The organism is Bacteroides togonis, assembly GCF_900130135.1.
Taxonomy (GTDB): Bacteria; Bacteroidota; Bacteroidia; order Bacteroidales; family Bacteroidaceae; genus Bacteroides; species Bacteroides pullorum.
The window spans coordinates 3,479,254-3,496,336 of record NZ_LT670820.1; the positions used below are offsets into that span (position 1 = coordinate 3,479,254).

At 44.5% G+C, this 17,083-nt stretch carries 15 protein-coding genes; 7 read left to right on the forward strand and 8 right to left on the reverse strand.

Translation table 11 applies throughout. The annotated features are described in order from the left end of the window. Nucleotides 1-68: 68 nt before the first annotated feature. The 8 genes from BQ8005_RS14565 to BQ8005_RS14600 form a co-directional block, all read right to left on the reverse strand. Nucleotides 69-956, reverse strand: coding sequence for a BT1926 family outer membrane beta-barrel protein (locus tag BQ8005_RS14565; protein WP_075318552.1), 888 nt, complete (start codon nucleotides 954-956; stop codon nucleotides 69-71). A 23-nt stretch (nucleotides 957-979) separates the two neighbouring features. Beyond that, nucleotides 980-3,361 carry a coiled-coil domain-containing protein gene (locus tag BQ8005_RS14570; RefSeq protein WP_075318553.1) on the reverse strand — a complete coding sequence of 794 codons (2,382 nt, stop codon included), beginning with the start codon at nucleotides 3,359-3,361 and terminating at the stop codon, nucleotides 980-982. Between the two features lie 419 nt (nucleotides 3,362-3,780). Beyond that, the gene (locus BQ8005_RS14575; protein WP_075318554.1) at nucleotides 3,781-5,874 is read right to left on the reverse strand and encodes a ComEC/Rec2 family competence protein; all 2,094 of its coding nucleotides are present in this window, start codon (nucleotides 5,872-5,874) and stop codon (nucleotides 3,781-3,783) included. Between the two features lie 12 nt (nucleotides 5,875-5,886). Then, entirely contained in the window at nucleotides 5,887-6,537 is a 651-nt protein-coding gene (gene rpe, locus BQ8005_RS14580; protein ID WP_075318555.1) for a ribulose-phosphate 3-epimerase, read from the reverse strand. A gap of 64 nt (nucleotides 6,538-6,601) precedes the next feature. Continuing rightward, nucleotides 6,602-7,570 carry a methionyl-tRNA formyltransferase gene (gene fmt, locus BQ8005_RS14585; RefSeq protein WP_075319282.1) on the reverse strand — a complete coding sequence of 323 codons (969 nt, stop codon included), beginning with the start codon at nucleotides 7,568-7,570 and terminating at the stop codon, nucleotides 6,602-6,604. A 34-nt stretch (nucleotides 7,571-7,604) separates the two neighbouring features. Then, nucleotides 7,605-9,395: a chloride channel protein gene (locus BQ8005_RS14590; RefSeq protein WP_075318556.1), complete on the reverse strand. Its 1,791-nt coding sequence runs from the start codon at nucleotides 9,393-9,395 to the stop codon at nucleotides 7,605-7,607. Between the two features lie 9 nt (nucleotides 9,396-9,404). Further along, a complete protein-coding gene (locus tag BQ8005_RS14595; protein ID WP_075318557.1) occupies nucleotides 9,405-9,968 on the reverse strand; it encodes an L-threonylcarbamoyladenylate synthase in 564 nt (187 codons plus the stop codon). A gap of 90 nt (nucleotides 9,969-10,058) precedes the next feature. Continuing rightward, the gene (locus tag BQ8005_RS14600) at nucleotides 10,059-10,928 is read right to left on the reverse strand and encodes an NAD kinase (RefSeq protein ID WP_075318558.1); all 870 of its coding nucleotides are present in this window, start codon (nucleotides 10,926-10,928) and stop codon (nucleotides 10,059-10,061) included. Between the two features lie 104 nt (nucleotides 10,929-11,032). Between BQ8005_RS14600 and BQ8005_RS14605 the strand changes: the two genes are divergently transcribed. The 7 genes from BQ8005_RS14605 to recG are packed head-to-tail and all read left to right on the forward strand — an operon-like array spanning nucleotide 11,033 to nucleotide 17,062. After that, nucleotides 11,033-11,746 (forward strand): pyridoxine 5'-phosphate synthase, encoded by a 714-nt coding sequence (locus BQ8005_RS14605; RefSeq protein ID WP_021846884.1) that lies wholly within the window; start codon nucleotides 11,033-11,035, stop codon nucleotides 11,744-11,746. Then, nucleotides 11,746-12,459: a MotA/TolQ/ExbB proton channel family protein gene (locus BQ8005_RS14610; RefSeq protein ID WP_075318559.1), complete on the forward strand. Its 714-nt coding sequence runs from the start codon at nucleotides 11,746-11,748 to the stop codon at nucleotides 12,457-12,459. Before BQ8005_RS14605 ends, BQ8005_RS14610 begins: the two co-directional genes overlap by 1 nt. Further along, nucleotides 12,453-12,866, forward strand: a complete 414-nt coding sequence (locus BQ8005_RS14615) for an ExbD/TolR family protein (protein WP_075318560.1) — start codon at nucleotides 12,453-12,455, stop codon at nucleotides 12,864-12,866. The genes BQ8005_RS14610 and BQ8005_RS14615 overlap by 7 nt, the downstream gene beginning before the upstream one ends. A 48-nt stretch (nucleotides 12,867-12,914) precedes the next feature. After that, nucleotides 12,915-13,730: a TonB family protein gene (locus tag BQ8005_RS14620; protein ID WP_075318561.1), complete on the forward strand. Its 816-nt coding sequence runs from the start codon at nucleotides 12,915-12,917 to the stop codon at nucleotides 13,728-13,730. Nucleotides 13,731-13,744: 14 nt separating this feature from the next. Then, nucleotides 13,745-14,296 (forward strand): DJ-1 family glyoxalase III, encoded by a 552-nt coding sequence (locus tag BQ8005_RS14625; protein ID WP_021846888.1) that lies wholly within the window; start codon nucleotides 13,745-13,747, stop codon nucleotides 14,294-14,296. A 7-nt stretch (nucleotides 14,297-14,303) separates the two neighbouring features. Continuing rightward, nucleotides 14,304-14,978, forward strand: coding sequence for a 2-C-methyl-D-erythritol 4-phosphate cytidylyltransferase (locus BQ8005_RS14630; protein WP_075319283.1), 675 nt, complete (start codon nucleotides 14,304-14,306; stop codon nucleotides 14,976-14,978). Beyond that, a complete protein-coding gene (recG, locus tag BQ8005_RS14635) occupies nucleotides 14,966-17,062 on the forward strand; it encodes an ATP-dependent DNA helicase RecG (protein ID WP_075318562.1) in 2,097 nt (698 codons plus the stop codon). Before BQ8005_RS14630 ends, recG begins: the two co-directional genes overlap by 13 nt. Nucleotides 17,063-17,083: the final 21 nt, after the last annotated feature.

The following is a 17,083-nucleotide window of genomic DNA, read 5'->3' on the forward strand; positions in this document are numbered from 1 at the left end:
GTCCGGCTAAAAACGCTTTAGCGGAACGGCCTTTTCAGTTAGTTTATTTAGCGCAAAACGGATCTGCGTCAGAATCTTATACCCAGCTTCAGCACAGCCATATCAAAGAGTTTGATATTGTGGTGTGATGCGTTGTACTTGTCGAAACCTTTGGGACAGATCTGGATGACATCGTAGCGGTAGGCCACGGGTTGCATCTGGAAGCCCAGCACCAGACCCGGAGCAAGGCTGTATTCGATGCCTGCCACTGCAGCTGCCTTGATGCCGAACATCTGGCCGGCGCGGCTGCCGGAAAGGTAGACTTGGGTAGGAAGGCCTGAGCCCACTTCGTCGTCGCCTTCGTCCTCTCCGTCGGCGTAGGTTTCACCTGTATAAGGTTCACTTGTCTCAATACGTGCCATCTGGAAACCCAGAGCGGCACCCAAATAGGGGTGGATGCGAGGATTGCTCACCTTGAAGTAGCGGTTCGAACCGACTCCCACATACCAGTTGTTGGTGGCCTGCGCATTGATATACTTCTGCGCGGGGATAATCATGTCGGGAACAGTAGCTTCGCCTTCTATATAGTCCTTCTTCGGTGTCAGGTTGATATCCATGCTGAACTGCAGGTTGATGTCCCAGCAGTCGGACAGGAAATACTTACCCTCGAAACCGATGATGTTGGTCAGGTTGTTGCCGTTCAAACCGTCGATCTGCAGGTAGGTGCTCAGATCTCCCGATTCCAATGAACCTCCGTTGGGAAGTCCCACTTCACCGGACGTGTTGGTGAACCGGGGAAGCAGATAGGTGGTGTTCTCGTTGTAGAACTTGTTGCCACCTCCCAGGAACATGGACACCTGCCACTGACCTTTTTGGGGAGCAAAAATCACACCTTCACCATTGCTGCTGGCTGTCTGCGCCAACAGGGGCGCAGACAGAGTAGCAAGCAAAAGTAATGTGCAAAGTTTTTTGATCATTGTCAATCTCGTTTTATCTTTAATTATGCAGCGGGTTGTTCAGAAGCTGCTGTAAATTTTGCAATCAGAGCGTTCAGGTCTTCCAGAGCAATCTTGTAAATGGCCTGTGCTTCGTCAAATCTTGCCTGTGCACGTTCTAACTCAGCTTGTGCTTTTTCGATAGCATATTGAAGAGTATATTCACCAGCTTTAAAGAGTTCAAGCTCCTTCTGTGCAGCTGCAAGATCTTGTTCTGCTTCTACAACATCTTCCTTGGCGCCATTCAAAGCTTCAGCCAAAGCCTGCTTAATGCCTTCAACTGTTTTATCTGTAATTGTTACATTGTCATAATCAACAATATCAGCTATTTCCTTCTCAATAGCAGCCTTGATATTTACATAAGAAGTTCTGGTTGCTGTAACTTTAGCTTCTTCTGCATTGATGTCAGCATATAATGCATCGTGTGCATTCATAGCTGCAACTTCTGCTTCTTTTGCTTTTTCTACAGCCTCTGCAAATGGAACAAGTGATGCTGTATTTGCAGCAATCTGCTTGTTTACTGCATCTTGCTGTGCTGTCAATGCTGCTTTCAAATTCTGAATAGCCTCGGCTTGTTCGATTATCTGAGTATAATAGTTGACTTTATCTTCATAGAACCAAACTTTACCCATTGCGCCATATTTAGCACTATAGTCATCTACATCCATTACTTGGAAGTCAAGGTCTTTCTTTGCTTCAGCTATTTCACTAGCACTAGGTTCTGTCAAACGCGGCTTTCCATCAAACATATACATTTTTTCTCCAAATGCAGCCTTAGAAGCTGTCATTAATGCAGTTTCAGGATCAACCGGATTATAAGCAGCAGGCACATAACTGTCAACACTACCAGCATCAAGTGCAGCTTTCAAAGTCTTGTAATCTGTAATAGTTGCAGGTAAGGTTGCAGGTTGATTATTCTGTTTATTATCTGTCATAGTTTGACGGAAAGTAATATATTCATTGTATGCAGCTTTTTGAGCAGCAACTTTGACATCGTCACTACCTTCATAGTCACCATCTTTAATATCCTGAAGAATACCCTTCATTTGGCTTACAGCGATATTAAATTGGTCTTCGGTATAAGTCTTTCCATCTTTATAGTCTTTTACAGCTTTCTCCCATGCTTCAAATGCTTTATCATAGTCATTTTCTGCAGCAGTTAAATTCTTTTTCTCATTGTTCAAATCCAGATTAACCCATGCAAGATCTTCCGCAGCACGTCCTGGTACTGCATTAACTAAAGCAAGCATTTCTTTTAATGCAGACTCTGTTGCAGTGCCCTTATTGTTAATGTAGTCATTTTGCGTATATGATTCATCTCCATAAGCAAACACTCCGTTTTTGTAATAGTCTGTTTTTACATCGCCTGTATTAGTTGCATCCAGCACTTCTGTCAAAGCAAGGTTGGAAGCAACATTATAAGAGAACTTATCAAGTTTGAAAGTATAGCTTACGTTATTCACTTTTTTACCAGCATATGCATCGGTTTGTTCCTGTTCTGCTTTATAGCGAGCATTTGCTGCGTCTTGCCAAGCTTTGTACGCATCTTTAGCTTCTTGAGATTCTTGAATTTTTGTTCTTTCAATACGAATTTGAGCCAAAAGAGTATCTTGGGCAGCTATTTTAGCCTCTAAGTCTTTTACTTCAGCTTCCCAGCCTTCGAACGTATCAATATTCTTTGCAATCAGTTCCTCAATTTTGCTTACTTCCAAATTCTTGCTATCCAAAGCAATCTGCTTTTCTTCGATTTTGTTTAAGAGTTCGGCTTCTGTAACCAAATTGGGATTGCTGCTATCTGCAGTTAACAGCTTATTCAATGCCTCAGCTGTATCATTTAAATTTTTATGCGCTGTTTCAAGTTTACCAGCTAAAGCTTCCACTCTACCTTGAGCAGCTTCCAAAATAGTCAATTCCTCCTTAGATAAAACTAATTTTGAAGCCTCAATAGCAGCCATTGCATTGTCGTAAGCTTGTTGTACATAAGCCAAGTTCTGCTTGCTTTGTAATAATAAAGCTTCCCACTTAACCTTATTGATTTCCAATTCAGCTTTTGTCTGCTCCAATTGAGATTGCCAATAAGCAATTTCAGCTTCAGTCTTTGCTTCTTGAACTTTAAGCTCCAGCTCTAATTTCTGGTTACCCAATTCAATACCCTTGTTCAACAATTCTTGTTCCTGAACTTTTGCCTGCATCCAAGCTGTTTCAGCTTGTCTGTAAGCTGCATTCGCTTGCTCTACGGCAGCTTTGGCCTTCAGCAATTCAGCTTTCGCGCCGCGGAGCTCTTCGATACCTGCAGGTTCATCGTTGTCGATACATCCGGTGAACGTTCCTGCTGTGCCCAGCATTAAGGCGCCAAACAGGACTACACTTAAATACTTCTTGTTCATAATACAAAAATTTAAATTTATAAATTTAAAAAATTAAGTAAGTAATAGAGTTTCTCATTTTTAATTTGCTTTTTGCTTTTCTGTTTTTCTTTTCTTCTTTGCCCTTTCTGGTTTGATTAATGGTTCTTTTTTATTTTGAGTCAATATGAGTTCCTATGTTGTTTTTCTACTGTTTTCGCCTGCCTTTATCAAATTATTATCATGCTTTTTTATTAGGTTTTACCTGTCTTTTTTTCCGTTATTTCGCAGATAACGGAATAAGGATATAAACTATTGTAAATCAGCAATGTATAGATGGTTTGAGTCTCTGTGAAAATGTAAATATTGTTCTTATGGTATAGGAAATGAAATTACTTGTTTTTGCAAGCAAATAGGCGGATAAAGGGCAGGAATAGGAGAAAATAATCGAAAAGAAGAATTTACTTCAAAGGAATGTATATGTATCCTTCTTGATCAAGCAATCGATAGCTGATGCCTAATTGAAGACACTCAGTTGTTATGATTTTTTTTGAGTAATTGGAAAGAGAACCATCCAAAATAACAGTTTGAATGTGGAACAAGGAGGCAAGTTCATTGATACCACCTCGATAGCCATGAGAAATGTAAAGGATATCGAGAGGAAGAGGATGCTCAGTAGTTTTCGTATTCCAACGATTATGATTAAGCAAACAAATACGTTTGCCTTTGTAAGTCAGAATGTTATTTTCTAGAAGGATGGGAGGGCTGTTGTATCGTTGGGTCAAAATTATAGGGGCGCTTAGTCCCATGCTATTCCAATGGGAGATCAATGATTGATAGAGCCAGTTTGTGCGAGGGATGCTGTCAGAGCACACGAGCCATGATTGTGGTCCATTGGACAGACAGTGTACTGAAGGACAGTCTGGAATGTTGTAGAAGGCTATGCCTGGAGATGGAGTATGACGGACGAGTATAGCTGTGTGATAGATGCTGAATATCAGTAGAGTACTTAGCAAGGCATATGCGTTAGTTGGTATGCGGAGCTTTAAAAAACGGTAGAATAGTAATAATATCAGATATATAAGAAAGACTTCGTAGGCATCCAAATAGAGATGGTCGAAAGAGGCGTATGGCCACAGCTCGATTTGTTGGAGTACACTGTTTTGTATTTGTATGAGCTTTTCGATATAAGGTGCTATGAGGGTTTGCAAAGGCTCGAAAGGTGTGAGTAATAATAGGATGATTGCAGCATAGAGAATGAAGGATACCATGGGAATAACCCATAGGTTAGTGAGTAAAAAATGTGTTGAGAAACGTGCAAAATAGAAGATAACCAGAGGGGCTGTCCCTATTTGCGCCGCAATGGACACACTCATCAGACTCCAAATTTTACGGATAAGCCAATATCTACTGCGATAAAGATGGTTCAATCTGGAATAAAACATTAGGATGGAAGTTACGGCTGCAAAAGAGAGTTGGAAGCCTACGTCGAATAGCCACATAGGGTGGATGATCAGCATGAAAAATGCAGTAGCAGCCAGTGTGTTGGCAGAAATGGATTTCTCTGGTTGGAGATGGGATAAGGTCAATATGGAAAACATGCAGACGGAGCGTACTACGGAAGGGGATAATCCTGTGAGAAAAGCAAATCCCCATAAAAGAATGATGATCAGGGCTAGTGACGGAAGTTTTAAGAATCGGAAACGCTTCCAAATGGGAGTTGTCAGAAACCATAACAGTGCATACAGAAAGCCGATATGCAAACCTGATAATGCTAATACATGACTAGCGCCTGTTATCGAATAGGTCTCTATAATATCTTCGCTTAGGTCATCTTTGTCGCCTACGGTCAGGGCAGAAAGTATGGCCAGTTCGTCTCCTTGGAAGCCCAATTTGCGATAGAGATTGACAATCTTTTCCTGATGATCGGCTGCCTTTTGTCTAAAAGTCCGTAAGGAATCATGTCCGGCTTTTTGCCAATGTCCTGAAGGTATGAAAGACGTTCCGCTGATGCCACGGTGCTGTAAAAAGCGTGCATAGTCAAATTCGTGAGGAATATCTTTGTTGGATGGAGGAGCGATGCGGGCATGTATCCATAGACGATCACCTCGTTTCAGAGTAGCGGCTATAGAATCTTGCTGAAAGTAGAGTAGAACCTGCGGATGACTATAGACATCAGTTAAAGTCGAGTCTTTTGAGGAAGTTAATGTGACGATGGCTGGGCAAAGAATGCTGCGTGCCTTTTTTTCTGGCGTTTGGTTGATTGTTACTTGATAAATGGTGGGACGGTTAGAGATCGGAAATGTCGTGTCTGATAATTGGTGGGCTGCTAGAGCGTAACCTGTAGTAATGATTAATAGGAACAGAAAACCTCCGAACCAATATTTCCAATTCATAAGGAAACAGATAGGGAGGAAGAAGGTCAGAAGAACAATGATTCCTATAGATATAATCATAAGAACTGCATGCGGAAAAGCGTCTCCACATACAATTCCTATGACTAACGGTAACAACAGTCGCAGAAAAGGGTGCTGTTGTAGGGCAGCAATGAACAAGAACTGTTACCTTTACAAATTTTTCAATGCGTGAATCATTCCTTCTGGGCTAGGCGCAGAGAAAACAGCATTTCCTGCTACAAGAGCGTCGGCTCCAGCTTTCATAAGGCGGGCACCGGTTTCTAGATTGACACCCCCATCCACTTCTATCAATGCTTTTGAACCGGTTTGGGTGATAAGTTCGCGCAGTTCGCGTACTTTTTCCACTGTGTTCTCGATGAATGTCTGTCCGCCAAAACCAGGGTTGACTCCCATGACAAGCACCATGTCGACTTCACGAACAATATCTTTTAGCAGCATAACAGGGGTGGCTGGATTAATGGTAACGGCAGGTTTCATACCTGCTTCTCGTATTTGTTGTACCACACGGTGCAGGTGTGGGCATGTTTCATAGTGTACGTTCATGATTTCTGTTCCCAACGCCTTAACTTCAGCAATGAACTTCTCTGGTTGTACAATCATCAGATGTACATCGAGAGGTTTTTTGGCCAACTTGGCTACATGCTTTAAGACTGGGAAACCAAACGATATGTTGGGCACAAAGACACCGTCCATGATGTCGATATGCAACCAGTCGGCTTCACTTCGGTTCAGCATGTCGATGTCGCGTGCCAGGTTCCCAAAGTCGGCCGACAGAATAGAGGGGGAAATGATAGGTTTCATAGGCTTTTAGTATCTCACTGTTTTCTATACAGGAAAAGGCTGTTTTCCTTGTCTTATTCCATTGTTATTTCATTTTAAACGAATTGTCCAGGTGGAAACCGTGGAGCAATTCGTCGGTCTTCAAACGTTTCTTGCCAGGCAGTTGCAGGGAACGGATGCTCACGAAACCGTCTTGTGCGGCTACATGAATATAGGTTTTGCCATCGGTGAGAAGGCTTCCTGTTTCCAAATTGTGGGGTTTAATAATTTTTTCTGTCTCGAAGACTTTCAAAACAACTGTTGTACCATCGGGGTGTATCAGCTCAGTCCATGCTGAGGGATAGGGGGATAACCCACGTACAAAGTCGTAGATTCGTTTTACGGGCTGCTTCCAATCGATGCGGCATGTTTCCTTGAAGATTTTAGGAGCCGGTTTCAGTTCGCCTGTCACGCCCATCTCCTCCTGCGGGATGCTGTGGATGGTACCGTCCAGAATGGCGTCCACGGTTTCGGTTACCAGCTTGCCGCCCAGCATCATCAGCTTGTCGTGAACGATGCCCACGTCGTCCGTGTCGGCAATGGGGACGCGTACCTGCTGGATGACCTCGCCTGTATCAATCTCATGCTTCAGGAAGAAGGTGGTGATACCTGTCTCTGTTTCACCGTTGATGACGGCCCAGTTGATGGGGGCAGCTCCACGATATTGGGGCAGGAGGGAGGCGTGCAGGTTGAAGGTGCCCAGACGGGGCATGTTCCACACCACTTCGGGCAGCATGCGGAAAGCCACCACAATCTGCAGGTCGGCCTGCCAGGCGCGCAAGGCGTCCAGAAACTCCTCGTTTTTCAGCTTCTCAGGCTGGAGCAAGGGTAGGTTGTGGTCTAGTGCATACTGCTTGACGGGCGAATATTGCAGCTTGTGTCCGCGTCCGGCAGGCTTGTCGGGCATGGTGATGACGCCCACTACGTTGTAGCCGCCTTCCACCAGGCAGCGCAAAGCTTCCACGGCAAAGTCGGGCGTACCCATATATACAATTCTTAAGTCTTCTTTCTTCATGTTGTTCATTAATAGGTTAGAATATGTTCAAAGATTATTCATCCGAGAAGCGCACCAGCACCTCGCGATACGAATTGAATATCTTCGATTTCGATACGAATCCTAAGTATTTGCCTTCCTGGTCGACAACAGGCAGGTTCCACGCCTTGGTGTCGTCGAAAGTTCGCATTACCTGTTCCATGCTGTCCGTGTCGTAGAGTCGGCCAGGGGCCGAAGTCATGAACTTGTTGACGGTGAAGCGATGGTACAGTTCTTGGCGGAACATGATATTACGGATGTCATCCAATAAGACAATGCCCAGCAACTTTCCTTCCTGGTCGGTAACGGGGAAAATGTTGCGCTTCGATTTCGAGATGGCTCGTACCATTTCGCCCAAGTCCATTTCGGGGTGTACAACCACAAAGTCCTTTTCTACTACATTCTCTACTTTCATTAGTGTCAGCACCGCCTTGTCCTTGTGGTGGGTCAGTAGCTCACCTTTCTTGGCCAGACGCATGGAGTAGATACTGTGGGGCTCGAAAACGATGATGGTAAGATAGGAGCTGACGGATACAATCATCAGCGGCAGGAACAGGTCGTAGCCGCCCGTCAGCTCGGCAATGAGGAACACACCTGTCAGTGGGGCGTGCATTACGCCGCTCATTACGCCTGCCATCCCCATCAGGGCAAAGTTCTTTTCAGGCAGGTAGGCCGTCACATCGAATTCGTTGCTAAAGTGCGAGAAGACGAAGCCGGCAATACAACCTAGGTAAAGCGAGGGGGCAAAGATACCGCCGCAACCACCTCCTCCGTTAGTGGCGCTAGAAGCGAATACCTTGAAGAGGATGATGAGCATCAGGTAGACGAGTAGCAGATCGCCGTGGCCGTAGAAGAAGGAGTTGTTCATCACCGTGTCCCACTCGGCATTGGTCGTACCGTTCAACAGCAGTTCTATGGTTTCATATCCTTCGCCATAGAGGGGCGGGAAGAGGAAGATGAGAATACTCAGCATTGCGCCGCCCACGGCCAGTTTCTTGTAGGGAGTGCGCAAGCGTCCGAACAGACCTTCTACTGAATTCATGGCACGGGTGAAGTAGAGCGACACCAGTCCGCAGAAGATACCTAGCATGATGACGTAGGGGATGCGGTTCAGTTCAAAGGGTTGGTCCAAGTGGAATTGGAACATGGCCTCCTGCCCCGTTACGATGTAGGATACCGTGGCCGCCGTTACTGCCGATATCAGCAGGGGCAACAGGGACGACATGGTAAGGTCTATCATTAGCACTTCCAGCGTAAAGACTAGTCCGGCGATGGGCGCTTTGAAGATGCCTGCTACCGCACCTGCCGCACCACATCCCACAAGCAGCATCAGCGTGCGGTGTTCCATCTTGAAGATACTGCCCAGGTTGGAGCCGATGGCCGAACCTGTCAGCACGATAGGTGCTTCTGCCCCGACCGAACCACCGAACCCGATGGTGATGGAGCTGGCGATGATGGACGACCACGTATTGTGTCGCTTGATGCGTCCCTGTCGTCGCGAGATGGCATAGAGAATGCGTGTCACGCCATGGCTGATATCATCCTTTACCACATAGCGCACGAACAGTCCAGCCAGAAAGATGCCGACCACGGGGTATACCAGATAGAGGTAGTTGGCCGCCGTCGTGTCGAAGTTCTCCGTTAGGAAATTCTTTATCCAGTGGATAAGCACTTTCAGTATCAAGGCTGCCAAGGCCGTGAAGATACCTACCAGAAAGCTGAGTATCAGGATGAATCTCTTTTCCTTGATGTTTTTCTCGCGCCAGACGAGGAAACGTTGCAACAGATTTTTTCGTTCTGCCTTCATGTCCCTTTTTTATTGTCTGATGATTTTGATGACGCCACCCTTGTCCAGTTTAATGATGCTCGACGGCTTGGCTTGGGTGGTTTCCTCGCGGCGATAGTCCACGATGTAATCTACGGCCGCCTTGATTTCCTCGCTGATTTCGCTGAAGTTCTGTGGCGAAGGCTGTCCGCTCACATTGGCTGAGGTCGACACGATGGCCTTGCGGAACTGCTGGCACAGGCGTTTGGAAAACTCCTCGCCCGTGACGCGGATGCCCACACTGCCGTCTTCGGCCAGGAGGTTGGGAGCCAGGTTGCGGGCACCCGAATAGATAATGGTCAGCGGTTTGTCGGCCACTTCGATGAGGTCCCACGCCACTTCGGGTACGTCTTGCACGTAGAAGTCTACCTTGACAGCCGAGTCGACCAGCACCAGCATGGCCTTGCTGTCGGCCCTACGTTTGATTTCGTACACGCGGCGCACGGCTTCCTCATTGGTGGCGTCGCATCCGATACCCCAGATGGTGTCCGTGGGGTAGAGTATTACTCCACCTTCGCGCATCACCTGGCAGGCTTTCTTTATCTCTTCGTTCATCTTGTAAAGTCCGTTTAAAAGTGATTATTACGCAAAAGTAGGCATTTTATTCCATTAAAGGAAGACTGTCTGTGCTTTTTTGGATGGACTTTACCTGATGTCTGCTCCCCACATCATTTTATTACGTAATGTATTGAAGAAAATATGATCGAATCGTTTGATGACTTTAATTGTATAGTCGGCACGTGAGATTGTCAGTCGGGTCGTTTCTTTACATGATTCACTGCGACCATCAATGGCTACGAGAAAATTGTGACTGCGGCTTTCTACGTCTAAGGTGATGGTCCAGTCGTCGCAAATGACGATGGGGCGCATGTTGAGGCTGTGGGGCGCTACAGGGGTAATAGCAATGGTTTTGCTATGAGGAACGATGATGGGGCCTCCCACGCTGAGTGAATAGGCCGTGGAGCCTGTAGGGGTTGCGATAATCAGTCCGTCGGCCTGGTAAGTAGTGAGTGGAGCACCGTTGATGGCTGTATGGATGCTGATCATAGACGAACTGTCTCGTTTGAGGACGGCAATTTCGTTGAGGGCATAAGGACAGTGCATCAGGCTCTTGTCGTTGCAGTCCAGCTGGAGTACGCTACGCTCTTCTATCTTATAATGGTGGTTGTAGATATCTTCAAGGGTGCTTTCCATCTCTTCGGGTGAAATGTCGGCCAAAAAACCCAGACGGCCAGTATTGATTCCTAAGATAGGAATGTTTTTTTTACCTACCCGGCTGGCTGCTTTCAGAAAGGTACCGTCGCCTCCAAGACTGATAACGATATCTGCTTCAAAATCATCGTCATTGAATAGCTCAACTGGTGGAAGAACTAAATGGAGAGTTTCTGTCAGAAAATTGTAGAACTCCTGACAGATGCAAATTTGTGCGTTATGTTGAGTCAGGAGCTTGAACAATTGTTCTGCGTACGAAGACTTTTTGGCTTGATAAATGTTTCCGAATATGGCAAATTTCATATGACAGGTTTGTTATTAGCTTTGCAAAGATGCTATTTTTTTATAATATTCCTCTATACTTATGACTATTATTTGTACTTTTGCCCGAAACTAGCGTTGGAATTATGACTAAATTAAGTGTAAACATAAACAAGGTGGCAACTCTGCGTAACGCGCGTGGGGGAAATGTGCCGGACGTCGTTAAGGTGGCGCTCGACTGCGAAAAATTTGGTGCAGACGGTATTACGGTTCATCCACGTCCAGACGAACGTCATATTCGTAAAAAAGATGTATATGATTTGCGGCCATTATTGCGTACGGAGTTTAATATAGAAGGATATCCTGCGCCGGAGTTCATAGATCTGGTGCTGAAAGTAAAACCCCATCAGGTGACATTGGTGCCGGATAGTCCTACTCAGTTGACTTCGAATGCAGGCTGGGATACCAAAACTAATTTTGCCTTCCTAAGTGAAGTTCTTGAACGTTTCAATAAAGCCGGTATACGTACATCTATCTTTGTGTCCACAGATGTCGAAATGATAGAGTATGCTGCTAAAGCCGGTGCCGACAGAGTAGAATTGTATACTGAGCCTTATGCTTCGGGGTATGCCAAAAATAGAGAAGAAGCTGTAGCTCCTTTTGTAGAAGCTGGTAAGTTTGCTCGCAATTTAGGGCTTGGACTGAATGCTGGACATGATCTTAGTTTAGAGAATTTGAATTATTTTTATCAAAACATCCCTTGGTTGGACGAAGTTTCGATAGGACATGCATTGATTAGTGATGCATTGTACTTAGGTTTGCAACGTACCATTGAGGAATATAAAAAATGTCTTCGTTAATGAATGCAATGTTATTATTGGCCCAAGTGGCTCCGGCAATGGCTGACTCGATAGCGGGTGCCAATCCGGTTTTGACTCCGGTTGCAGGTCCGGAAGAGATGAGTTTATGGAGTATGGCTGTGAAAGGCGGCTGGATAATGGTGGTTTTGGGACTGCTTTCATTGCTGTGTTTCTATATATTGTTTGAACGGAATTATGTTATCCGTAAAGCAGGAAAAGAAGATCCTATGTTTATGGATAAAATTAAGGATTATATCTTGGCTGGGGAGATAAAGGCGGCATTGTCCTATTGTCGCAGTGTGAATACACCTTCAGCGCGTATGATTGAAAAAGGCATCAGCCGTTTGGGACGTCCTGTAAGTGATGTTCAGGCTGCTATTGAGAATGTAGGAAATATTGAAGTTGCCAAGTTGGAGAAAGGCTTGACTATTATGGCTACTATAGCAGGTGGAGCTCCTATGGTTGGATTCTTAGGAACAGTGACGGGTATGGTCCGCGCTTTCTTTGAGATGGCTAATGCAGGAAATAATATTGATATCACCCTATTGTCTGGTGGTATATATGAAGCTATGATTACCACAGTAGGAGGTCTGATTGTAGGTATTATTGCGATGTTTGCCTACAATTATTTAGTGACACTCGTTGATGGAGTGGTAAACAAGATGGAAGCCAAGACAATGGCCTTTATGGATTTATTGAATGAGCCATGCTAAAACGAAGAGCTAAAATATCGCCTAATTTCAGTATGGCGTCCATGACGGACGTGATATTTCTGCTGCTGATTTTCTTTATGATTACATCGACAGTGGTTTCGCCCAATGCAATAAAGGTTTTGTTGCCTCAAGGTAAGCAACAGACATCGGCAAAACCTTTGACTCGTGTGATTATCGATAAAGACTTGAATTTTTATGCAGCTTTTGGAAATGAAAAGGAACAGACTATAACATTGGAAGAACTGACTCCTTTTTTACAGCAATGTGCGGAAAGAGAGCCGGAAATGTATGTTGCCTTATATGCTGACGAAACAGTGCCCTATCGAGAGATTGTGAAGGTGCTGAATATTGCGAATGAGAATCACTTTAAGATGGTACTGGCTACACGGCCGCCTGATGGGAAGTGATAAAGAACAAACGGATTGGCTTTAACTGTCATATAATATAATCTGATTGTGACTCAAAAGGAGAAAGGTAAATATATAGGTTTAGGCGGGGCAATATTGGTGCATGTCGCTTTGATTGCTTTCTTGATATGGGCAGGCTTTATTGTGCCTGCGCCAGCCGAGGAAGGGGGAATGCCTGTGATGCTTGGTGAAGTGTCTGAGGCATGGGGGACTGCAGACCCTTCTTTAGTGGATGTAGACGTGATGCCAGAAGAAGCAGAACCATTACCCGAAGAAGCTGTTGAGCAGGAAATAATGACTCAGGAGTTGGAAGAAACTGTTGCGTTGAAGCCTGAAACTAAGTCTACAAAAAAGGACAAAGTGAAGAAACCTGAAAAGACTGAGGCTGAGAAGGCGGAAGAGGCACGACGGTTGGCTGAGGCTAAAGCTGAGCGTGAACGTAAGGAAGCTGAAGAAGCTGCCCGTCGTAAGGTTGCAGGTGCTTTTGGAAAAGGGGCACAAATGGGAAGTAAGGGTAATTCAGAAGGAACTGGTATTCAAGGAAGCCCTACAGGAAATGCTCCGGAAGGAGCTACAAGTGGTGTGGGCGGATATGGTACATTTAGCTTGAACGGACGTTCTATCGGTGCCGGTGGACTTCCCAAGCCTGTTTATAATGTGCAAGATGAAGGAAAGGTTGTTGTGAACATTACTGTAAATCCTGCCGGTCAAGTGATTGCTACTAGTATTAATCGGCAGACCAATACTGTCAATTCGTCTTTGCGCAAGGCGGCTGAAGACGCGGCGAAGAAGGCCCGTTTTAATGCCGTCAGCGGATTAAATAATCAATCGGGAACTATTACATATTATTTTAACTTGAAATAAAGGAGGACTTGACTATGGGAACTGTTTATGTCTTTTTTGCAGACGGTTTTGAAGAAATGGAAGCTTTTGCAGCTGTTGATGTATTAAAACGTGCAGGTGTAAATGTGGCAATGGTATCTGTTACGCCAGATGAAATCGTCAAAGGAGCACATGGCATTTCTGTATTATGCGATAAGAATATTGTGAATTGCGATTTTTATGATGCAGAGATGCTGGTGTTGCCAGGTGGCCTGCCTGGAGCAACGACACTGAATGAGTGTGAAGACTTACGGAAGGAATTATTGAAGCATGCTTCTGCAAATAAGGCTATTGCTGCTATTTGTGCGGCACCTATGGTATTAGGTAATCTTGGTTTATTAAAAGGTAAAAAGGCTACTTGCTATCCAGGCTTTGATAAATATTTGGAAGGAGCCGAATATACGGGTGCAATGGTTGAAAAAGATGGTAACTTTATCACCGGTAAAGGGCCTGGTGCCGCGATAGATTTTGCGTTAGCTTTAGTGGAACATCTTTGCGGCAGAGAAAAGGTGAAAGAGTTAAAGAATGCCATGTGTCTTACAAAATGAGACTCTTATGACGCAATATGTTCTGATTGTAGCTGGGGGTAAAGGGATACGCATGGGTGGGGATATCCCTAAACAGTTTTTACCCATTGGTGGAGTACCAGTCTTGATGCGTACCATGGATGCCTTTTATGCTTACAATCAGGATATACAAATAATTTTGGTGCTTCCTCATGATCAGCAGGCTTTTTGGCAGGATTTGTGTAGGAAGCATCATTTTGAACGTCCTTATCGGATTGCAGATGGTGGCGAAACTCGTTTTCATTCTGTTAAAAACGGTTTGGCGTTGGTAGAAACACCTGCTTTGGTTGGCGTGCATGATGGTGTACGGCCTTTTGTTTCTTCAGATGTGATTCGACGCTGTTATGCGGAAGCTTCACAAAAACATGCTGTAGTACCTTGTGTTAATGTTGTTGAAACGTTGAGGCATGTACAAGAAGAGAGAAGTGTCACCGTACCGCGTGATGAATATCGGTTAGTGCAGACTCCACAAGTTTTTGATGCGACTTTGTTGAAAAAGGCTTATGAGCAGCCTTATAGTCCACAATTTACAGATGATGCGTCTGTTGTCGAATCGATGGGGATGGTTGTCTCATTAATAGAAGGTAATCGAGAAAATATTAAAATTACGACCCCTTTTGATTTGAAAATAGCTTCGGCTTTATTGGAAGAATGTTCGATTTAACGACTCAAGACATAAAATATTTGCCTGGAGTGGGGCCGCAACGTGCAGTTACGTTGAACAAGGAATTGGGCATTTATACTTTACATGATCTTCTGTATTATTTCCCTTATAAATATGTGGATCGTAGTCGGATTTACTCTATTCGTGAGATTGACGGAACGATGCCTTATATTCAACTGAAAGGGGAAATACGCAGTTTTGAGTTGGCAGGTGAGGGACGACAGCGAAGATTGATTGCACATTTCACAGATGGTACAGGTTTTGTCGATTTAGTTTGGTTTCAAGGCATTAAATTTCTGACAGGGAAATATAAGGTGCATCAGGAATATATTGTTTTCGGGCGGCCAACCGTATTTAATGGACGTATCAACATTGCGCACCCTGATGTGGATTTGGTTACGGAGGTAAGAATGGATGCAATGGGATTGCGTCCTTATTACAATACTACAGAAAAGATGAAACGGTCTTTTCTGAATTCGAATGCGATTGAAAAGCTGATGGGGACGCTTGTCCAGCAACTTCACGAACCTTTACCTGAAACTCTTTCTTCCGAGATTCTGACAGAACATCATCTGATGCCTTTAACTGAAGCGCTTGTGAATATTCATTTTCCAGGTAATGCCGATTTATTGCGGAAGGCTCAGTATCGACTGAAGTTCGAAGAATTGTTCTATGTGCAACTTAATATATTGCGTTATGCCAGCGATCGCCTGCGGAAGTATAGAGGGTATATATTTCGTCGGATAGGGGATGTCTTTAATACTTTTTACACTCGTAATCTCCCTTTTGAATTGACTGGTGCCCAAAAACGAGTGTTAAAAGAGATACGACATGATTTAGGAAGTGGACGGCAGATGAACCGTTTGTTGCAGGGAGATGTTGGAAGTGGGAAAACATTGGTTGCCCTGATGAGCATGCTTATAGCTTTGGATAATGGTTATCAGGCGTGTATGATGGCACCGACAGAAATTTTAGCCAACCAACATTATGAAACAATCCGGGCATTGCTTTGTGGTATGGATGTGCAAGTAGAATTGTTGACTGGCTCAATTCGTGGAAAGCGAAGAGAAGTTATTCTGCAAGGTTTGGCTTCGGGTGAAGTGAAAATTCTGATAGGAACTCATGCGGTTATAGAAGATACGGTTGGTTTTGCTTCTTTAGGGTTAGTAGTTATTGATGAGCAGCATCGTTTCGGAGTAGCTCAACGGGCTCGTTTATGGACTAAAAATGAACAGCCTCCCCATGTATTGGTAATGACAGCGACTCCTATCCCTCGTACACTGGCTATGACTTTGTATGGCGATTTGGATGTATCTGTTATAGACGAATTGCCACCAGGGCGTAAGCCAATTGCAACTATTCATCAGTTTGACAATCGTCGGGAGAGTTTATACCGTTTTGTCCGAGCTCAAATTGCGGAAGGAAGACAAGTCTACATCGTTTATCCGTTGATTAAAGAGAGTGAAAAAATAGATCTGAAGAATCTTGAGGAGGGATATTTGCATGTATGTGAGGAGTTCCCGGATTGTAGGATATGTAAGGTGCATGGTAAAATGAAACCTGCGGAAAAAGATGAGCAAATGCAATTATTTGCTTCTGGGGAGGCTCAGATCATGGTTGCTACGACTGTAATTGAAGTAGGGGTAAATGTACCGAATGCTTCAGTCATGATTATTGAGAATGCGGAGCGTTTTGGATTATCTCAGCTACATCAATTACGTGGACGAGTTGGGCGTGGGGCTGATCAATCATATTGCATCTTAATGACCGGTTATAAGTTGGCTGATGATACGCGTAAAAGGCTGGAAATTATGGTACGTACGAATGATGGTTTTGAGATTGCAGAGGCTGATCTGAAGTTACGTGGACCTGGTGTTTTGGAAGGAACGCAGCAAAGTGGAGTTGCTTTTGATTTGAAGATTGCAGATTTGGCTCGTGATGGTCAGCTATTACAGTATGTACGTGAAGTGGCACAAAAAGTTGTGGATGAGGATCCGGAAAGAAAGTTGTCTAAAAACGAAATCTTATGGAGGCAATTGAAGGTTCTGCGCAAAAACAATGTCAATTGGGCTGCCATTAGTTGATGGGTGTTAATATTTGGCTGA